Genomic DNA, 19,104 nt, shown 5'->3' with positions numbered 1-19,104 from the left:
TTTATCCTTCTGTCCTGGAACCGGTAAACTTTGGCATAGTCACACAACCCTCGGCACTAATGCCTTCTCCTTTTGCAACCTTCAAAACAGTACGGAGGAGTATCTCCATGTCCAGCCATAAGCTCTTGTGGTCTAGATACCATATATCAAGCTTGAAACGCTCTTCCCAGGTAATAACATTTCGTCCGTTTATTTGTGCCCACCCGGTAATTCCCGGTCTTACATCATGGCGCCGTGCCTGATCCGGGGTGTACAGGGGCAGATATTCCATCAGGAGAGGGCGTGGCCCCACAAAGCTCAGATCACCTTTTGTCACGTTAAAAAGCTGCGGTAGTTCATCAAGGCTCAACCTTCTAAGAAAACGTCCGACCTTAGTGAGACGCATTTCGTCAGGAAGCATATCCCCTGATTGATTGATTAGGTTATTCATGGTTCGAAATTTATAGATCCTGAAAGGTTTTCCTTTTAATCCTGGCCGGACCTGTGCAAATAATACGGGCCTTCCCATTGTTGCAAATACCATCATACCAATAGAAAAGATAACAGGGGATAAAAGTATAATAAGAATAACAGAAAAGAAAAAATCAAGAATCCGTTTCACAGATATCTCTTTTATCTTTGCTCTTTACGAGTATACAATTATAAAAAGCAAAAAAGGCATCGGCAACATATTCCTTAGAAAATAAACTGATTGCCCTTTCACGTGCAAGTCTACCCATCTCCATCCTCACTTCGGGCTCATCAATTATTTTCCGCATCTCTTCAAAAAGCCCGTCAATATCACCAGGCTCATACAGGTATCCAGTCACATTTTCCTCAATTGAATCAATAACGCCATAGATTCTGGTTCCTATTGACGGAATGCCTGCGGATCCTGCTTCAATAACAGCAATACCGAATCCTTCACGATAGCTTGGAAGACAGAACACATCTGATGCAGCCATAAATTTCTCCGGTGCATCGGTAAAATCATAAAAATGTATTTTATCAATACAATTACTGCATTTTGAAATAACCCTGTCTTTCATCCCCTCTTCATCCGGGCCCACAATAAGAAGATGTGTATTTTTCACAGACCCGCACAGTTTTGAAAAAGCCCTTGCAAGATCAAGGAGTCCCTTGTCAAAAGTAAGTCTACCGAGGAAAAGAAATAGAATATCACTTTCAGGTATAAGCAACTGTTCCCTCAATAACATCCTTGCCCCTTGATCAGGTCGAAAGCGTATACTGTCCACTCCGCATATAGATCCGTTCCCGATGATAAAAGATTTTCCGGGCAAGACAATGCCTTCCTTTACGATAAAGTCCTGTTGGGACTTACTGTCTGTAAGAATATGCGTTGTACATAAGGCAAGCAATCTGTCCATATTCTTCAATATTCCCCGTTTGATCCCTTTTTTGGTGGCCCAGACCTGGCCCGTAAAAGTGTGTATTCTCAACGGGATATTGGCCAAAAATGCCGCGAGCATCGATATAAGGCCTGCCTTTGGCGTAATTGAGTGGACTGCATAAAAACCTTCCTCTCTGAAAAGCATATAAAGTTTGAACAATGCTATTATGTCGGAAAACGGTGAGGGTCTTCTTTTAATCTTTACGGGGACAACCTTCACATCAAGTCCATAGGCCATAAGAAAATCTACATTATCCGTATTGACTACCACCGTTACCCTGTTCTCCCTGCTAAGTCTTTTTATGTGCTCAACCATAAAGACACGTATGGTAAGTTCTATTGCAGCTACAAAACAAATTTTTCTGTCTTCTCTGTGATTACTTGATATTTTCAATTCAATCGTATCCAGATATTCTTATTATTGTTTAACTGATCCCCATTTATTAAGTATCGAAATATCCCTTGCTCCTTATAGAGATAGCTCTATACCAAACTGAAGGTGGCAGAAAAGTAATCAGGTAGAGAAGGGGGAAACGGAAATCTATTCCAAGATAAGGTCGCAGGTATGCCCTGGCTTTTTCGGGCTTTTGTTTTGCCATTTCTGCGCGCGCACGGTAATAGCCTATTTTTGCGTAAACATATCGCAGCGTTGCCGCATAATTTTCCTCGAAGCCTTCGAGAACTTTTTTGTATTTCCCGATAATGTCCTCCATCTCGCGGGGCCATCCGTCTATAAACTTAATGCTGGCTCTTTCAGGATGTATCCTGTAGACAGCTAATGGTTCCCTGATATAAGCCGCCTTAGAGCGAAACAGAAGCCTCATAAAAAGATCGTATTCCTCGCAGAGCCTCAGGTTAGTGTCAAAATACTCCCCTAATCCCCGAATTGCGCTCATTCTAACCGCGGCAGTCAGAACACTCACAGGATATTGCTTCAGGAAACGTTCAAAAACATCTCCGTCAGGTTTGGAGCTTTTAAACGCCAATCTCCTTTGTTCTTCTTTCAACACAAAATAGTTCGTATATATAAAGTCGACGTCGCTTCTCTGTTCAAATATCTCTACCTGTTTTTTAAGCTTTTCCGGAAGCCACACATCATCATGGTCAATAAAGGCAATATACTCACCCTGAGAAAATTGAAGGGCCCGGTTACGCGAATAGCCGAGCCCCTTGTTTTCCTGATACAGGTATACTACCGGGAATCCACGGCTCTTAAATTCCATGATCATAGACTCTGTCGAATCTGAAGACCCGTCGTTAATCACAATAAGCTCCCAATCCCTGAATGTCTGGTCTTCGATGCTTTGTAATGTTTCAGCCAGAAACTGTTCGGAATTGTAGCAGCACAGATTGATGCTTACTTTTGGAGGCATAAAGAGTTGGTCACTGATTACAAAATTCTGTTACAGAGCGGATGACAAGGTTCACATCCTCGTCTGTCATGTCATAGAAGAGAGGAAGTGTGATAATTTCCTTCCATATCATTTCCGTAACAGGAAGCTCTGTTGTATAATCTTTAAAAAATGGCTGGATATGATTAGGTATGTAATGGACACCACTTGCCACACCTTTTGATGCAAGGAAATCCATCATCTCGTCCCTTCTGCCGCCTGCAACACGCAGTATGTACATAAAGGGGGCCATCTCGCTGAAGTCCCACTTAAATGTCTTGATGTTATTGATATTTTTAAAGGCTCTATCGTACTTTTCTATAATAAATCTCTTTCGCTCAATGAATTTATGAATCTTCCTGAGCTGTACTATCCCTATAGCAGCATTGATATTGCTCATATGGTAACGGTATCCCTGCGTCACCACCTCATAAAACCAACTCTGCGTCTTTTCCTGTCTCTGCCAGGAATCCTTTGATATTCCAAGAACCCTTTTTTTGCGTATCTTTTCTGCAATCACATCATCGCTGACAGCTATTGCCCCTCCCTCACCGCAGGTAATATTTTTTATCGGGTCAAAGCTGAAGCAGGTTGCATCGCCGATACTGCCGATCTTCCTGCCTTTGTATGATGAACCGAAGGCATGGGCAGCATCTTCGATAACAACAATTTTTTTGCTTCCTGCAATTTCAAGGAGCCTGTCCATATCACAGGCATAACCACAATAATGAACCGGCATAATAGCCTTTGTTTCTGTCGTTATCCGTTTTTCCATATCAGCAAGATCAATATTGAGGGTATACGGATCAATTTCACAAAAAACAGGGGTTGCACCAAGGGCAATAATGCTTTGTATACCTGCACAAAATGTCAATGAAGGAGTGATCACCTCATCTCCCGGTCCGATGCCGTAAGCATCGAGTGTAATATGGAGCGCTGTCGTTCCTGTATTTACAGCCACCACATTGCGCGCACCCAGATAGTCCTTCATCATATTTTCAAATTCTAATACCTGCGAGCCCATACCAAGCCAACCTGTTTCAAATACCTTTCTAACCTCTTCAAGCTCTTCATTACCGATAGAGGGTCTATGTGCCTGTAACATCGTTAAAACCTCCGAAAATTTGAGTCTTTAAAATAAACTTCCTTATCAACATACCAGCCTTAGCCGGGTGGGAGAAATGGCTTCATGGTCTCCTCTGTCATCGGAGAAAAAAGTTCCGGGAGCATTGCGGAATACTTGGGCTTTTCATAAGATTGACTTTTTATTCTTTTCTCAGCGTCAATAAGTTTTTTTCTTAATTCATCTATGCTGCTGCATGGCCTGCCGAATTCCTCAAACCACGCCAGGGGATCAAAGTCAATCTGTGTGCTTCTCCCAACCCTGACTACCTCTTTATCAGCCATAACACAATCAAGAACAGCTCCTGTGGCAGCGCTGACTACAATATCACACTTTTTTAGCGCCTCATCCATCCCGCCGGTAAAAACTTCCGTATCGGGGAGGAAATCGCCTTTAATCTTTTCGATGATCGTCGTCTCCATGGGGTGAGGCTTCAGGATCATCCGGTAATGATCAATCCCCCCGATTGCTGCCTTAAGCTTATAGAAAAGCTCTATTACTACCTCTTTTTCAATTGGCAAAACAACTAAAATTATAAAATTGTCGTGTCTATCACCGGATGCCTTTTTAATGTTATGAAGATATAGATACCGAAGTGCGGCACCTACAAAAATCCGTTCTTCAGGGAAGTGTTCCTTTGCAAGGATATCCTTGTATTTTGGGCCATTGCATATGATCCTGTCCGGCAGAGGAGCAACGTCATATTCGCCAATGTCGGTAAAAAAACTAAGTACATGAGGAGGCGGCGCCACATGAAAAAAACCATATACCTCTGTCCCGTGCATAAATTCCCGTACCCCAAGCTGGATCATCTTATCGGTTATCATATTCTCAAACCCGTCAATCAGCACTTTAGGCTTTATGCCTTGATTTGCAAGTCTTTTAATGAGCAGGTAATACATTGCCTCGAAGTGAATGGGTTCGTTCCGATGATACTCATAAAACAGCATGGAACAATCAACACCCTTTAAAATAATATGCTGAAAAATAAAACGGCGTTGTTTAAAACGTAACATGAAAGGAAACAGGTAGTCCCCAATATGATAATAATCCCGTGGAACGATAAAATCCTCTTTATTGGTATGGAGAAAAGAAAAGGCATCCCATAGGGAACGGGTAATATTACGGTAAGAAAAAGTAACAAAAGTTGCTTTATTAACGCCTTTACTCCGGTAATAATCGGGCAGAACAGTAAAATAGCGATCCCTGAACTGGCCTTCCGGACCAAAACATTTCTCGTCTACCCATGTATGAAGGACTACATCAGGATTTTTTAAGGGTTTCCATCTTTCCGTTATTGTCCTGTGATAGAACCTGTTCAGTCTTGTCAAAGCAAAAACGCTAAGATGCAGGATCAGTTTATAAAGCCCATCAATAAAAGCTCCAAACCTACCATCCATAATAACTAAAGGGGTTTTACTTATTACATCCATTCTTTTTTTTTCGGCAATGTCCGTGATATTTTTTATAACAGCGCGGCTGTCCGATATAACACAAAAATCTTCTCCCTCCTCCATTTTGCGGGAAAAAATATAACAATAGCAGCAGTGGAGAAAAAGATTACACTTCATGGTGTTTCGCTCGGATATGTTGTTAGCCCACCATTCAAGAGAGTTATACTTTACTCCTAATTCTGCTGTCACTTCATAGAATGGCCTTCTGAGTAAGTCTGCCGTGTCCTGGAGATCACCGCTTATATCACAAATTTTTTCTGCACCTGCAAGAACCTCTTCAAGCTCACGTACCCTCTCATAATCACTTATTAAAGGCAACCACTTCGTACAACCCGAAATCTTCAAAAAAGAGCTTATCTTTTCGTTGGACAGGCTGCTATGAATGATGGCAAGTTTATTCATCTAAAAAAATCACATATATCTGTGCTTGATTGTATCTTCCTTCATCATCTCGCGCACAATCGCAAGGTCTTCAGGGGTGTCGACACTGATCCTGGCATTGTCGATCTTAACAGCGCGCATCTTCACGCCATGTTCCAACACCCGGAGGTACTCGTTGAATTCAATGGTTTCAAGGGGCGTCGGTTCCCACAATGTGTACTGGAGGAGAAACCCCTTCCTGAATGGAACTATAAAACACATCTTAAACATCTCATTTACTGTACTTCGTGCATCGCTTGGCAGATCGTTACGGGAACAATACATAATATTGCCCTCAAGGTCTAAAACAGCCTTAATATCAGAGGTGCTGCCTCTTTTTTTATAGGGTGTAACCCCAACAGCAATCTGGACAGCAGGATCCAGCACAAGGGGATCAACAATTGCGTCAATATGTTCAGGCACAACAAGGGGTTCGTCGCCCTGGATATTTACTACAATATCACACTCAATATAAGTACACGCCTCTGCAAGTCTATCGGAACCGCTTCTGTGATGCGTTCCTGTCATGATGACCTTAATGCTGTGGAACTCTCCCGCTTCTCTTATTTTCTCACTATCCGTTACAAGGTAAACTTCTTCGAGTTTTCCGGCCAGCTTGGCTCTTTTACAGGTATGGATGACTATGGGCAGACCTTCTATATCTATAAGGGCTTTTTCAGGCAGCCTGCTTGATTGAAGCCTTGCCGGGACCATACCGACAATCTTCATATCCCACCCCCTAAAATTAATATTTCATAAAGGTGATTTTCATCTCTTCCTGAAATCATGGTAAAACCTCTCAAAGGCATGGTAAATCATGGTACAATCTGGCAGAAGGGTGATTAACTGCATGCCCATATCACGCATCCACCGGATATCGTTCTCATCCTTTGCCACATACCCGCCTGCGGCAATTCCACTTTTATTGATCCTGGCTATACATATCTCCATGGTGCTCCTCACATCAGGATGATCCACCTGGCCGGGAACACCGAGCGCCTGTGAAAGATCGTATGCACCGATATATATGGCATCAACTTTTGTTTCAACATCTTCAATAGAAAGGATGTCTTCGAGGTTCCCGATACCCGCCTTGCCTTCAAGAAGAAGGATCAGCGACGTTTCTTTGTTCTGTTTTTCAGCGTGACCTTTCACATTGTGGAGCGAATACCCGCCGGCTCTTGTAAATGGCGAAAAACCTCTTGTTCCTAATGGGTAATATTTCGTATAAGAAATTGCCAGTTCAGCATCTTCCTTAGACTCGATATGGGGGACGATTACTCCACAGGCGCCGATATCAAGAGCGCTTAATATCAATGCCTCGTCGTTTTTCGCCACCCTCACTATCGAAAAACATCCTTCGACTTCAGCAGCCCGTATCATATTTTCAACGGTCTCTATATTATGAGATCCGTGCTCCATGTCAATAATTATAAAATCTACCCCTGTAGCGGCAATTACATTAACAACCGCAGCAGAGGGAATCGTACACCAGGGGCCATAGACCACATTGCCTTTTTTCAGCGTATTTTTAAGTGTGTTTTTCATGGCTTGTCACCATCCCTTGTTATTATTTCTATTTTTGAAATATCGTCAGCCACATAGGGTGTAGTTTTCATAAGTTGTTCATATGTTGCAAAACCTGTCAAAAGACCGATTGAGGCCTTCACACCAGCGTTTATCCCCATCTCGACATCAGTTAGGGCATCACCAACCATGACAGCATGCGACCGGTCTATACCAAAGGTATTAAGGATCATGTATACCTGCTCAGGATCAGGTTTCTGTCTGGACACATCGTCTGCACCAACAATCATGTCAACAACATCACCAATTCCTATAAAGTTCATTGCCAGTCCCGCTCTTTCCCGTCTGTCTGTCGTAGCAACAGCTATTTTGCATCCGTTTTTAGAGGCTTTTCTCACAAGCTCTTTTGCACCGGATATGGGTTTTACGAATCCCTTGAGATCGCTGGAAGTAAACTCATCCACTTCTTTAAAGATATTGAAACAAAGGTTGTATGTTTCTTTATATCCCAGACCTGCGAGATAATCTATAGCAGCCTGCATAACTATTTCCCGCTTCTTGAGACCTACCGGGCCATCCGGTCTGAGCCTGCCGGTATTATCATCAACCCCCATTTCATAGGAAATATTCTTTACATGTATGTTATCAAGTGACAGTCTTTCACAAATAAGTCTCGCCCTGAGTTCCACCATCTTAGACCAGTAATGATAAAGCTCTATAAGGGTTCCATCCTTGTCGAAGATAATTACACGGACATCATCGATAATGGCTTTCCCTACAAGTAAGTCAACCATGGATGTCTTCCAGGTTCAGTCGGACAAGGTCTTCAGCTACAGAGACAGCCTCTTTTATGATATCAAAATCAGCATCAAAATCATCCCGCATCACAAAAGGCTTTACAATCTTTCTGGCAAAACTGCCCACAGCAACACCATGCGCAAAAACACCGCACTGCCTTGCAAGGGTGCCGGTTTTGCTGTTTGTTCCACCTGAAAGAAGAACCATGACAGGCATGCCGCTTTTCATTACAACATCAGCACAAGCCACTGCCTGTAATGTGGTATTAAAATCGTCCCCTTCGCCGCTCATGGGCACACCGTCTGCCTGAACTATCATGCGCTCACCGGTAATCTCGTACATTTTTTCAATACGTTCTATAATACGTTTATTCGATAGCAACGACCTGTCAAGGCATACGCTGACAAAATTATCTTTTATAATCCTATTGAGAAGCCTCCAGTCCCTTATTGCCGCATCATCATCTTCAGTAACAGCATGGAGTTCCATAGTTTCAACTCCCGCTCTGGCACATTCAGGGAGTATTTTGTCAAAATCCGCCTTTTTATGGATAAAGTTAATTGCCTCAAAAGCACAGGCCTTTTCACAGTCGCCGCAGCCGATACACCGGAATTCCTGTATAATAAAGTCTTCTTCTATTGCCTCCTGTCTACAAACATCGATGCACTTACCGCAACATGTACAGACTTTTTTGTCTATTTGTGCTTTACGCACATGAGGGTCTCCTTTGATACCTATGCTAACATTGAGGAAAGGCCGAAGAGCTATCTTTCTGTCCATCATGGGAGCCAGTTCGTACGCAGTCTTTATACCTTTTTTCGCCGCCTCAACAACATCCACATTAGCAGAAAGATCATGCATGGCCGCACCAGCAAGGGTGTATATTGTTGCAAGTCTCCTCACCTCGGTAAGGTCCTCGTTTCCTGCACCACAGACAAGTTTAAAAAGTTTCCGTTCCTGAAAAAGTTTTCTTAATTCCTGGTAGCGGTCTGTCATAGGTTTTTTATACTATTTTGTATTCAAAAGCACATCGAGGCGCCGACGACGAACCGACGCAGGCGTACCACACTAGTAAATCTAGGAGTGTAAGGAGGAGACAACAAAGATGGGCAGACGAAGACAGCATGGTATTAGAGGTAATTTTCTATCCCTTTATAAAAGGCCTTATAGCTTGTGGGAGTAAGTATATGTATGCCCTCTTTTCCTATGCTATTCAGGTATTCATCAATCTGCTCAATAAAATGCTGGTTATAGCGGTGACGCTCAATAACAAGGTCTTTTTCTTCGGGCTCAACCTTTTCGTCATAAAAATGAAAACCCTCTTTCAACTCTGAACCGGCATAACCGTCCATTCCTACGGCAAATATTCTGTTTGCACCCATAACAATGGCCACACCCATAAGTAATACCGCAATTGTCCTGCAATTAGACTGGATCACTCCGTCAATAATATCAAAATCATTCAGTTCATCATTAAAATAAAGGGTTTCATAACTCCTGGATGTATATTCCCTGATCATATCGTCCGGAAAGTTTTCTCCAAGCAACAAAACCGCATTGTTGTCAACAGTATCAATATAATCTACAAACCTCTTTTTGTTGTTAAAGGAATGATAATGTGGTTTGAATAAACCGGAAAGATAATTAGCGCCAAGGATTACAGGATTATACTTCTTGATAAATTCATCAATCTTCGTTCCATACTCCTTCAGGGTAGGACCGTTGGCCAGTAAGAGAAAATCCCTCCCCTTATACAGATCTTTATATGGGACCTCAATTGTCCTCTCCCTCTGCTTATTTGCATCAACAGATTTCCCTTCACCTATCTTACCCTTTCTAAGACCGCCTATCATGCCACTCTTTATGATATCATCAAGAATATCTTTTGAAAAACCGACAGGGTTTATCTTGCGTAAAACTTCAAGGGCTTTCCAGATATCTTCCATTGAAAACTCGCGGTAATCTACAAGTGTTTTGGGATAATAAGGATGGCACTGAAATATGCCTGAGAGCATATACGGAAGCTGATATCCCCAGGGCTCATCTGTTTGAATGTTTGTAAAAAACCTGTCTATACAGTGCAATATGGGGATAACATTGTACTTATCCGTTGTTGAAAGCTGAAGATATGAGAGTATAACCTCTGTAGGAAGATTTCCAGCACCCCGGCCCATACCGTATATTGTACCGTCAATGATATCAACACCACACTTTATTGCTTCAAGGGTATTCGCAAAAGCCATCTGTAAACTATTGTGGGGATGAAAACCGATCTTTATATGCTTAAGCCCCAAAAAAGGCTCAACGAGCTGTCGCATCTGATCCGGCAGAATTGAACCATAACTGTCTGCAATATATATATAATCTATATCGGAATCCGCAAGCATCTTGACCAATTCTTGCGTTTCTTCTCCGGTATAGCCCGTAATACCCATAGCATTCAGAGATACCTCAAATCCTTTCTTCTTAATTTCTTCAAGCTGTCTGATTGCCCCGGGTGTACCGTCCTTATGTACGGCAATCCTGATAAAATCAACATACTCCCTATAATCATCTGTAAAATCTTCGACATCAAGCTTTCCATAGTCCCCCATGATTGCAAGCCTGGCACCTTTGATACCCCCAACTACTTCTTTCAGGTCTTTTATATCGGTAAATCTCCAGGGACCGAATTCATTTCTGTTAAAATATTTGTCTGTCCCTCTAAATCCAATTTCAACAATATCAACACCAGCCTTAGAGAGCGCACGGTATACTTCCCGCACCATTTTTGCATCAAAACGCCAATTGTTTAAGTACCCGCCATCTCTTATTGTACAATCCAAAATATCAAAATGTGGAAGCTTATCAGAATCCATTTTCAATCCTCTTTTAATTTTGAATAACCCATGGGCAGCCCAAAATGCTTGTGTGATGATAAAAAGAATCAATCATATACAATTTGTCCCTGCTTCCCCTTCTTTCTCTCTCTGATAAAGAGAGTGGTAATAACTGCGATTTTCAAGCAAACTTTCATGCGTCCCTTCTTCCACAATCTCTCCTTGTTTCATAACAAAGATTTTATCGGCATGCTCAATTGTTGAAAGTCTATGTGCAATCACAACTGTTGTCCTGCTTTTTGCTACCTCTCTAAGAGAATCCTGTATCGTTTTCTCAGAAATATTGTCTAAAGAGCTTGTAGCTTCATCAAGGATAAGTATTTCAGGGTTTTTTATCAGTGCCCTTGCAATGGCCACTCTTTGGCATTGCCCTCCTGACAATGTCATTCCCCGGTCACCTACAATTGTATCATATCTCTCAGGCAGTTCCATAATGAACTGATGGGCATTGGCAATTCTTGCTGCATCTATAATTTCTTCATCAGTAGCATTAAGTTTACCTATCTTGATGTTATCTTTTACAGAAGCGTGGAATATGAAGGGATCCTGACTTACAATCCCTAAATGTCTTAACCATGAAGTACGCGAATAATGCTGGTAATCAATCCCATCAATGAATATCTTACCTTCAGAAGGTACATACAAACGAAGCAGTATATCGGCCAAAGTTGATTTTCCGGACCCTGATTCTCCAACAATAGCAACCGTATGGTTTCTCGGTATCATGATATTGATATTTTTCAGGACATCCTGTCTTGTGGGATAGGAGAAGGAAGCGTTACTCAACCTTATTTCGCCCGCTAAACCAGGGAACTCTTCTCCATTATCATCCATCTCATATCGTGTATCGGCCAGCGTTTCATAGGTAATGCGGATGCGCGGTGCCAGTCCTTTGAGTCCCATCCACTGATGCGCAATTTCCTTGACAGAAGGCATGAGCCTCATTAATGCACCTACATAAACAATAATGATAGGGAAAATCATGGTAAAACTGTACGGCGTATAGAGCTTGGCATAAATAATAGCTAAAACCGTGCTTAAAGAACCAACCGACAGTATTAAATGTGAAGAAAAATATGCCGGCGCAGTATATGTAAATTGTTGTTTTCGTGCGATAGCCGTCTCTTTTTTCAACTTTTCAAACCAGTATTTGTAATTGTCAAAAAGCTTTATCTGCCTTATACCGGAAAATGATTCCGAGAAGAGCGACATAATATTTGAACGTGCTACCTGGACCCTCTTTGCAGAAGGATTGATAATCTTATTTGAAAGTATATAGACAATAATACTGAACCCGGCGATAACCAAGTACATCAGGAAGGTAAATTTTATTGAAATCGTGAGCAAAAGAACGGTTATTATGATAATTCTGAAAAATTCTACGCCGGCTTTAGGGAAATAAAAAAACATTTCACCCACAGACTGAGATGCTTCCCCGCCGATATACATAAGGTCTCCGTGTTTCCTGGTGTGAAAATAACCATATTGATTCAGAAGTATTTTCTGGAAAATCTTATTTTGGAGATCAGCATGGAGTCGTAAATGATACCAGAGTGATGCACTTTCCGATATAATCCCGAAAATCCGGCTGAAAATGATCAATACGAGAAGGAACAGGCTTGCAGCAATGAGTTTATCATCAACGGGCAGCAATGACGAGACCGAATCGAGATATTCCAATATTTTCCCACCGTATTGTGCTGTTGAATCGCCTTTAGAAAGTATCCTGCTTACAAAAGGATATAATGCACCTACACTCAACGTCTCAAAGAATGCATATACAAAAAGTAGTGTGAACACAAAAAGCGCCTTGAACCAATAAGGTCTCAAGAACCAGACCATTATCCTTATATCGCTTATGTCTTTTTCCTGCATCGCAAACTTTGTCATAGATTATAGATTAATGATTATTTCCGGGAATTTTTTATAAATATCCGTAAGAACATAGAATCAAAGGCATGTTTTTTTTCATTATAAGGTTCCATAGGTAACTGAAAATTATGGCCTTCCCCATAAAAAAGCCTATAAACAATGGTGGTATAACCGGCTTTCCTAAATATATTCTCATAGTCGTGATTAAATAGTATCGATTTTGCACCGGTTATAATCGCAATATACTGCTTCGATACCCTGGCAATTTCGTTGAACAGGGCTTTGTCCTCATATGGAATATGCTCAAGCACACCGATTGAAAATACAACATCGTACCGTGCGTCGGGTATTGTTTTGATCTCATCAAGGGCATTACCGATAAAAAATGTTCCTTTTTTGTAAAGATCGGGGAAACGCTCTTTCAAAACAACATTAACCGATGCATTATTTATTTCTATTCCTGCAAGGTCTGTATAGCCATGATTTAGCAGATAATTCAAATTTCTTCCGGCATTACACCCTATTTCAAGGAAAGAGCAGTCAGCTTTAACAACTTTTAAAAGGTCCTCGAACATTACATAGGTAGAGTTGTCTTCCAAAATGTAGTTCTCCGGGCCATGTTTATCGCCCGGATTCCTTGAGCGCCAATATTTAGCTTCATCGGGTTTCCAGGGAGGGTTGACCCCGGCCAACCCGTAAATAGCTGACACCCCTGCGTCGATACTTTTAAAGATATAACTGTCCCGGATTTTTCGCTCCGGATCACAAAATTTGTCAAATAGGGGTTTAAGCTTCATTTGCTTTTTGAATTTCTGGATCATTTAAAATGGCTTTGACGTTATTTTCGTCTAAATAACCGTCCCTGATAATCTTTTCGAGCATTTCCTGAACGATCTTTTGCGCTTTTCCATGGAAACAATCAGCGTAAAATTTTTCCTGCAATGCTTTTATCTTCTCTTCATCCAAGTAATGGCCATTGATGAAATTGTTTACATGATATGCCAACCCTTCGTAATCTTTAACAATAATCGGCAGATTATCATATACAAGGAGCGTTTCCATAAGGTCTGTCGTCTCATAAAAAATTACTTTTCTACCAGCCGCCAATAGTTCATCTGCAAGAGATGTGTGGCAAGCTATGGTTAAATCCGCTTTCTCGGTAATAAAATAAGGGTTGTACTTTTTTAAATTAAGCTCAATCTCCATATTATCAAGATCACCTATCTCCTCAACAAGATCTTTTATAAAAGGGCTTTTGTAAAGGTCGGATATTTTGCCTTTTATGGCAATATGAAGTGAGGGGAATTTCCTGGAAAGCCTGATGAGATCCCTATAAAATTGCCTTGTCTGGTGAATTTTTGCGGCTTGACGAGTGGCATCTTCTATCTCGTTGTCGGGCATGTGGTAATCAAGGGCAAGTATAAGTTTCTTTTTTTCTTTTATCCTGTCATATTTTTCATCATAGATCTGCAATTTTTCATATTCGTAGAGTTTATCTTCTCTCATCATCCCGACAGGTATACAATAATCGATATAACTGGTTTTCAGACCTTCTTCCTTTGCAGCCCTCCCTGCAACAAAATAGTAATCAAATATGTAATAATTGTCCGGCCAAAATGCAAAAATAAGCCTCTCCTGGGTAGCGCAGACCTTAGTACCTGTTGTGGTAAGAGCAATAGAAAGGTATCTCTGAAATAGATGATCGTATCCTACAAGGGCAACTTTTAGATTTTTAAAACTGGAAAATACCGACCGGTAACGTTCAACAGTAAAATAGAGGTAGAAGGCATACATAATATACCAGAAGCTGTAGTGTATTATGTCCGAAAAAAGCTTAACCTTAAGCTGAAAGAAAAGGTCTATAACCTTCTTTCTTGGAGCACTTTTATCGTAATTTATTTCATAAAGATCTGTATAGGGTATTTTGTTTTCATTATAGAACTTATAGTTCTCTGCCATATATTTTTCATCTTTTTCACCGAGCGAAATATGAAGAATTTTTGATTTATGGAGAGGAGAATCGACATCATTACTGTAAAACTGATCTTTAGTGAAGAGATCACTGTAGAATACTCCTTGGTGAGGAAAATAAATAACTTCATAATCCTCAATATCCTGAAGATGAGGGCTCTTTTCATAACAGCCATTTTTGACTGGACTCTGTTTCGATTTGTGGCCACGAAAGAAACCAATCCCCCTGTTGAAAAAGCTTCGGCCATATTCTTTTAAAATCCTTGTATAACCTTTATAGAAATCAAGGCCCGGAAGAATTCTTACCTTTATGTTACTTTCAAGCCTTTCCCTTAAAAAAGAAGCAAGGGAATTGAATGCAATAACAGTTACCTGGTCATATATACCAGTACCCGCAAGATATCTGGCTGCGGCGTATTGCTCTGCAAAGGGCCATATCATGCGATATATATAGTACTTCCAGAAAACATCCATCTTCTCTCTCTGTGAATCGTTTTCCAAGAGGGCATTTGATATGGCTTTGTTCAGATGTGATAAACGTATCTTTTCGTATATATGTTCTGCGTATGCCACCGCATCAAACATACCTGCAAGGTATTGAGAAAAATGTTGATATTCCCTTTTCACCCATTTGATCCCTCTTTCCTCAAGGCTTTTTATTTTTTGTACATCTCTGTAAACATTATGCATATCCAGGTAATAGACATCATAGTCCCCGAACAACCTGCGGATAGTAATATATAACATGGCAGGCATGGTAAGACGGTAAATAACAAGACACTTTTTTTTCATTTATGGCATTCCCTTACGAAGTATGTTGATCCTTATCTATAAATTCACGATTCAGAGGCATTCCTTTTTTGATATTGCACGCAGCTTTCTGACCCAGGGTTTCTTCGTAATATCTCGGATGCATACCCAGTCCCGGCCGAATAATTCTTATATTTTCAGATGTAAATTTTTGTCCTTTTTTTATGTTCTTAACAATATAAATTGAACGTCTAAACCTGAGCGACGGCTTTTCTTCATCGACAGGCCCATAATGAACTCTTCCAAGAGCTTGCCAGGCTTTTTCAGTTTCCTCAACAAGAGATTTCATTTCCATTGGCTCAAGCGAAAAGGCTGCATCTACGCCACCCTCCAATCTTGCCACAGTTAAATGTTTCTCAATAATAACTGCTCCCAAGGCAACTGCAGCAATGCTGACGCCGATACTGAGCGTATGATCGGAAATACCAACATGTACCCGGAAACGCTCCTTCATATCCGGAATGGTCATAAGATTAGTGTTTTCCGGTGTTGCCGGGTATGTACTCGTACATTTAAGCAAAATAATATCACGGCACCCTGCGTTCTGTGCAGTCTGGATCGCTTCTTGAATTTCAATATCCGTTGCCATACCTGTCGATATGATCAAGGGTTTTCCCGTCGAGGCAACTTTTTTGATTAAAGGCAGATGATTATTTTCAAATGATGCAATCTTATACGCCGGGACATTAAGGCTTTCGAGAAAATCAACAGCCGTTTCATCAAAAGGCGTACTGAATGCAATAATACCGAGTTCTTGACAACGTTTAAATATAGGTCCATGCCATTCCCAGGGTGTATATGCCTGCTGATATAACTTATAAAGCGACTGACCTTTCCATAGACTTTCCGGGTCATCAATAAAAAAATCACTGGAATCAGCATCTATTGTAATTGTATCAGCAGTATAGGTTTGGAGCTTCACTGCATGGACGCCTGCCATAGCAGCAGCTTCAACGATTTTAAAAGCACTCTCCAGAGACTGATTGTGGTTCCCGGACATTTCAGCCACAATAAAAGGAGGATATTGCGAGCCAATCAAATGTTCATTGATTTTTATTGGCTTGTTCATACCACCTCGTTTTGACGAAATGCATATACAATATGGCTTTCTTCGTATCCTGCTTTTAAAAAGGTTTTATTAGATATTATGTTGTTAGCTTTAACTTCGGCAATAATTTGTTTTTCCGGTTTCTTTTCACGAATATACTTTTCTGTAGCAAGTTTGATAAGTTGTGCTCCAAGTTTTTTACGGACATAACCAGGGTTAAGCATAACACTAACCCAGATTCCACTGTCCTTTTCTTCGAAACGTATTGAACCCAACTTTATTTCTTCGGAACTAAATATATATGTTGCAACAAGGGGATCTTGCAATTTATTGTTAAACCATTGTTCATGTTGTTCCCATTTTATTTTATTAGTATTAAAAGAACTTTTGCGTACTTGAGGATTATTTCTCCAATCAAACACATCCTTGGCATCTCCATCATTGGCAGGTCTTATATCAAGCTTACGACCTCTATGTGCAATTCTTTTATCTGTAATCTTTGCTCTCAGGCGTTTTACCAATTCAGATTGATCAATAGGTCTTTTTTGTTCATCAAGGATTATATATCTGCTGCCTAAGCTGATTACAGAATAAACAGGCTTCTCCATCAGATTCGCTACTTGGATATTAATACTATGCGCTTTGATATCCCTATTAATATGGGCTATCTCTGGATTATCATCAAGCCACATATAAACTTCACCCAAATTCAGCGGGCTGCCTTTATATAGATCATTATATATACGTCTTACGATATCTAAATCGGGCTGCTTATCAAGTATCAACCTATATTCTTGCCGACAAAGACTTTCATCTATTTCAATTCCAAAAGTGTCAAATAACTCCATATTTTTCCTAATATATAAGCTAACCGCTGCCCCCTCATAGTGCTTATGCACTTCCAATAAGGCATTATATGATATGAGTTCTGAAAGCGTTCCATAAATAGTTGATAAATTAGATACATATATAAAATCATGATATTGTCTTTTAAACTCTTTAACAAAAGCAGTTGGGCTATCAATATCAAATAACGGGCAATTACCGGTAACTCTTATCACCGCTTCAGCACCTTCGCGTTCACATAATGCGATATGCCGTTCAACAACATCATCCTCGTCGCCTTCATACCAACCGCAACCAAGTTTATCAGCTTCTTCGATAAGGGGTTTGTTTTCTTGGTTTTTCGACGTAGCAAGAAAAATACCATCAATACCTTTCACTCGGCTTAACCTTTCAACATGGTGGGCAAAACTTGTTTTGCCTGCAATATCCTCCATAACCATATTCGGAGGAAATTGATTAGACAATATTCGTGCTGTGATAACTCCAATTATCTTAGTCATATCTCGTTCCTTTCGAATTTAACAGATTTGCACTTTTAATGAACTATTTTATACATTTATAAAAAGCTGCTTTCTGTATTCAAATAAAGTTATTTTACTCAATAAAAAAAGGGGGGGGTACTACATATTATTAACAACCTTGTATTCAAACGCTTTGCTTCTTCTGTCGGCTTCTTTATTTTTATATCATGCTTCTATTGCAACATTTCTTTGGCAACTCTACTGGCGCCCTTTCCGTCAACAATCTCAAAAGCCTTATCGCTCAAATCTAACAGTTTCTTAGGATCCGTAAAAAGTTCCTTCAAAATCTTTACAAGGCTTAAAGATGTAACGTCTTCATACCACCCCGCATTCACTGCAATACCATCCGTGGCAAGCTTTTCGACAACTAATCGCTGGTTTTCAGCAAGGATTATCATCATACTCGGCAATCCAAGACAACACCGCTCCCAGGTATTACTGCCACCTGCACCAATGGCAAGATCTGCTTCGGCCATAAGATCGGCAACATCATATACTTGCCGACAAAAGACTGTTTTTGGCAACAAAGCACAGACACTTTCAATCTCTTTCCGGTAAGGATTGGAATTTCCGACCAGTATGATACAGGAGACATTGGGATTATCAAGAAGCCTCACTGCTTCGATAGCTTTTTTAGTCTCATTTGTCGGGTCTGCTCCGCCGAAAAAAATGAATATTTTTTTAATCTCACCGTTACGTGGGGAAATCTTCTTTCGCATGTCTCTGAATTGATTTCGTAAAAGTACATACGATGAACCTGTAAGTTTTCTGCATTTCAGGGGCACAAGATCGTTATACATCAGCGCTTCAACTCCATAGTTCTGATTAAGCAGTATATCGCATGCATGCCTGCGGTTGACAAAATCATCAATAACCATAATTTTTTCTGTATATGGTCTTATATATTCCTCCCAGGACAAATCAAGACCATAGTGGTCAATAATAAGAAAATCAGTATGTCCCGTCTCCTCTTCAATGACCCGGCCGGTAAGCTCTGCGTCCTTTTCGGTATCAATTCCATAGGGAAGCGGATAGACACTGAAATTGTTTTGTA

16 protein-coding genes are annotated in these 19,104 nt (G+C 40.6%); all 16 read right to left on the bottom strand.

From position 1 onward, the window contains the following. Position 1: 1 nt before the first annotated feature. Positions 2 to 616 (bottom strand): sugar transferase, encoded by a 615-nt coding sequence (locus NT178_02945; GenBank protein ID MCX5811485.1) that lies wholly within the window; start codon positions 614 to 616, stop codon positions 2 to 4. Continuing rightward, positions 585 to 1,784, bottom strand: coding sequence for a glycosyltransferase family 4 protein (locus tag NT178_02940; GenBank protein MCX5811484.1), 1,200 nt, complete (start codon positions 1,782 to 1,784; stop codon positions 585 to 587). Before NT178_02940 ends, NT178_02945 begins: the two co-directional genes overlap by 32 nt. Positions 1,785 to 1,833: 49 nt before the next feature. Beyond that, positions 1,834 to 2,763 carry a glycosyltransferase gene (locus NT178_02935; protein MCX5811483.1) on the bottom strand — a complete coding sequence of 310 codons (930 nt, stop codon included), beginning with the start codon at positions 2,761 to 2,763 and terminating at the stop codon, positions 1,834 to 1,836. A gap of 10 nt (positions 2,764 to 2,773) precedes the next feature. Continuing rightward, the gene (locus tag NT178_02930) at positions 2,774 to 3,886 is read right to left on the bottom strand and encodes a DegT/DnrJ/EryC1/StrS aminotransferase family protein (protein ID MCX5811482.1); all 1,113 of its coding nucleotides are present in this window, start codon (positions 3,884 to 3,886) and stop codon (positions 2,774 to 2,776) included. A 59-nt stretch (positions 3,887 to 3,945) separates the two neighbouring features. Next, positions 3,946 to 5,760, bottom strand: a complete 1,815-nt coding sequence (locus NT178_02925; GenBank protein MCX5811481.1) for a hypothetical protein — start codon at positions 5,758 to 5,760, stop codon at positions 3,946 to 3,948. 9 nt (positions 5,761 to 5,769) lie between these two features. Then, entirely contained in the window at positions 5,770 to 6,507 is a 738-nt protein-coding gene (locus NT178_02920; protein ID MCX5811480.1) for a 3-deoxy-manno-octulosonate cytidylyltransferase, read from the bottom strand. Positions 6,508 to 6,546: 39 nt separating this feature from the next. Further along, entirely contained in the window at positions 6,547 to 7,326 is a 780-nt protein-coding gene (locus NT178_02915) for an aldolase/citrate lyase family protein (protein MCX5811479.1), read from the bottom strand. Beyond that, positions 7,323 to 8,099, bottom strand: coding sequence for an HAD family hydrolase (locus NT178_02910; GenBank protein ID MCX5811478.1), 777 nt, complete (start codon positions 8,097 to 8,099; stop codon positions 7,323 to 7,325). The genes NT178_02915 and NT178_02910 overlap by 4 nt, the downstream gene beginning before the upstream one ends. Further along, positions 8,092 to 9,099, bottom strand: a complete 1,008-nt coding sequence (locus NT178_02905) for a 4Fe-4S ferredoxin (protein MCX5811477.1) — start codon at positions 9,097 to 9,099, stop codon at positions 8,092 to 8,094. Before NT178_02905 ends, NT178_02910 begins: the two co-directional genes overlap by 8 nt. A 134-nt stretch (positions 9,100 to 9,233) precedes the next feature. Beyond that, on the bottom strand, positions 9,234 to 10,961 hold the full coding sequence (locus tag NT178_02900) for an aldolase catalytic domain-containing protein (protein MCX5811476.1): 1,728 nt from the start codon (positions 10,959 to 10,961) through the stop codon (positions 9,234 to 9,236). A 72-nt stretch (positions 10,962 to 11,033) separates the two neighbouring features. Then, positions 11,034 to 12,872 carry an ABC transporter ATP-binding protein gene (locus NT178_02895; GenBank protein MCX5811475.1) on the bottom strand — a complete coding sequence of 613 codons (1,839 nt, stop codon included), beginning with the start codon at positions 12,870 to 12,872 and terminating at the stop codon, positions 11,034 to 11,036. A gap of 17 nt (positions 12,873 to 12,889) precedes the next feature. Then, the gene (locus NT178_02890) at positions 12,890 to 13,651 is read right to left on the bottom strand and encodes a class I SAM-dependent methyltransferase (protein ID MCX5811474.1); all 762 of its coding nucleotides are present in this window, start codon (positions 13,649 to 13,651) and stop codon (positions 12,890 to 12,892) included. Then, entirely contained in the window at positions 13,641 to 15,617 is a 1,977-nt protein-coding gene (locus NT178_02885; GenBank protein ID MCX5811473.1) for a hypothetical protein, read from the bottom strand. Before NT178_02885 ends, NT178_02890 begins: the two co-directional genes overlap by 11 nt. 13 nt (positions 15,618 to 15,630) lie before the next feature. Next, positions 15,631 to 16,704, bottom strand: coding sequence for a pseudaminic acid synthase (pseI, locus tag NT178_02880; GenBank protein MCX5811472.1), 1,074 nt, complete (start codon positions 16,702 to 16,704; stop codon positions 15,631 to 15,633). Further along, positions 16,701 to 18,029, bottom strand: a complete 1,329-nt coding sequence (locus tag NT178_02875) for a GNAT family N-acetyltransferase (protein MCX5811471.1) — start codon at positions 18,027 to 18,029, stop codon at positions 16,701 to 16,703. Before NT178_02875 ends, pseI begins: the two co-directional genes overlap by 4 nt. A 194-nt stretch (positions 18,030 to 18,223) precedes the next feature. Beyond that, a partial coding sequence (gene pseG, locus NT178_02870; GenBank protein ID MCX5811470.1) for a UDP-2,4-diacetamido-2,4,6-trideoxy-beta-L-altropyranose hydrolase occupies positions 18,224 to 19,104 on the bottom strand: 881 nt, incomplete at its 5' end.

The organism is Pseudomonadota bacterium (genome assembly GCA_026388255.1).
Taxonomy (GTDB): Bacteria; Desulfobacterota; Syntrophorhabdia; order Syntrophorhabdales; family Syntrophorhabdaceae; genus JAPLKB01.
Note: the sequence above shows the minus strand (reverse complement) of the source record. Positions and strands in the feature narration are given on the sequence as shown.

Coding starts and splice junctions, on each gene's coding strand:
- NT178_02935 (MCX5811483.1), bottom strand. CDS start 2,763: ATGCCTCCAAAAGTAAGCATCAATCTGTGCTGCTACAATTCCGAACAG.
- NT178_02930 (MCX5811482.1), bottom strand. CDS start 3,886: ATGTTACAGGCACATAGACCCTCTATCGGTAATGAAGAGCTTGAAGAG.
- NT178_02925 (MCX5811481.1), bottom strand. CDS start 5,760: ATGAATAAACTTGCCATCATTCATAGCAGCCTGTCCAACGAAAAGATA.
- NT178_02920 (MCX5811480.1), bottom strand. CDS start 6,507: ATGAAGATTGTCGGTATGGTCCCGGCAAGGCTTCAATCAAGCAGGCTG.
- NT178_02915 (MCX5811479.1), bottom strand. CDS start 7,326: ATGAAAAACACACTTAAAAATACGCTGAAAAAAGGCAATGTGGTCTAT.
- NT178_02910 (MCX5811478.1), bottom strand. CDS start 8,099: ATGGTTGACTTACTTGTAGGGAAAGCCATTATCGATGATGTCCGTGTA.
- NT178_02905 (MCX5811477.1), bottom strand. CDS start 9,099: ATGACAGACCGCTACCAGGAATTAAGAAAACTTTTTCAGGAACGGAAA.
- NT178_02900 (MCX5811476.1), bottom strand. CDS start 10,961: ATGGATTCTGATAAGCTTCCACATTTTGATATTTTGGATTGTACAATA.
- NT178_02895 (MCX5811475.1), bottom strand. CDS start 12,872: ATGACAAAGTTTGCGATGCAGGAAAAAGACATAAGCGATATAAGGATA.
- NT178_02890 (MCX5811474.1), bottom strand. CDS start 13,651: ATGAAGCTTAAACCCCTATTTGACAAATTTTGTGATCCGGAGCGAAAA.
- NT178_02885 (MCX5811473.1), bottom strand. CDS start 15,617: ATGAAAAAAAAGTGTCTTGTTATTTACCGTCTTACCATGCCTGCCATG.
- pseI (MCX5811472.1), bottom strand. CDS start 16,704: ATGAACAAGCCAATAAAAATCAATGAACATTTGATTGGCTCGCAATAT.
- NT178_02875 (MCX5811471.1), bottom strand. CDS start 18,029: ATGACTAAGATAATTGGAGTTATCACAGCACGAATATTGTCTAATCAA.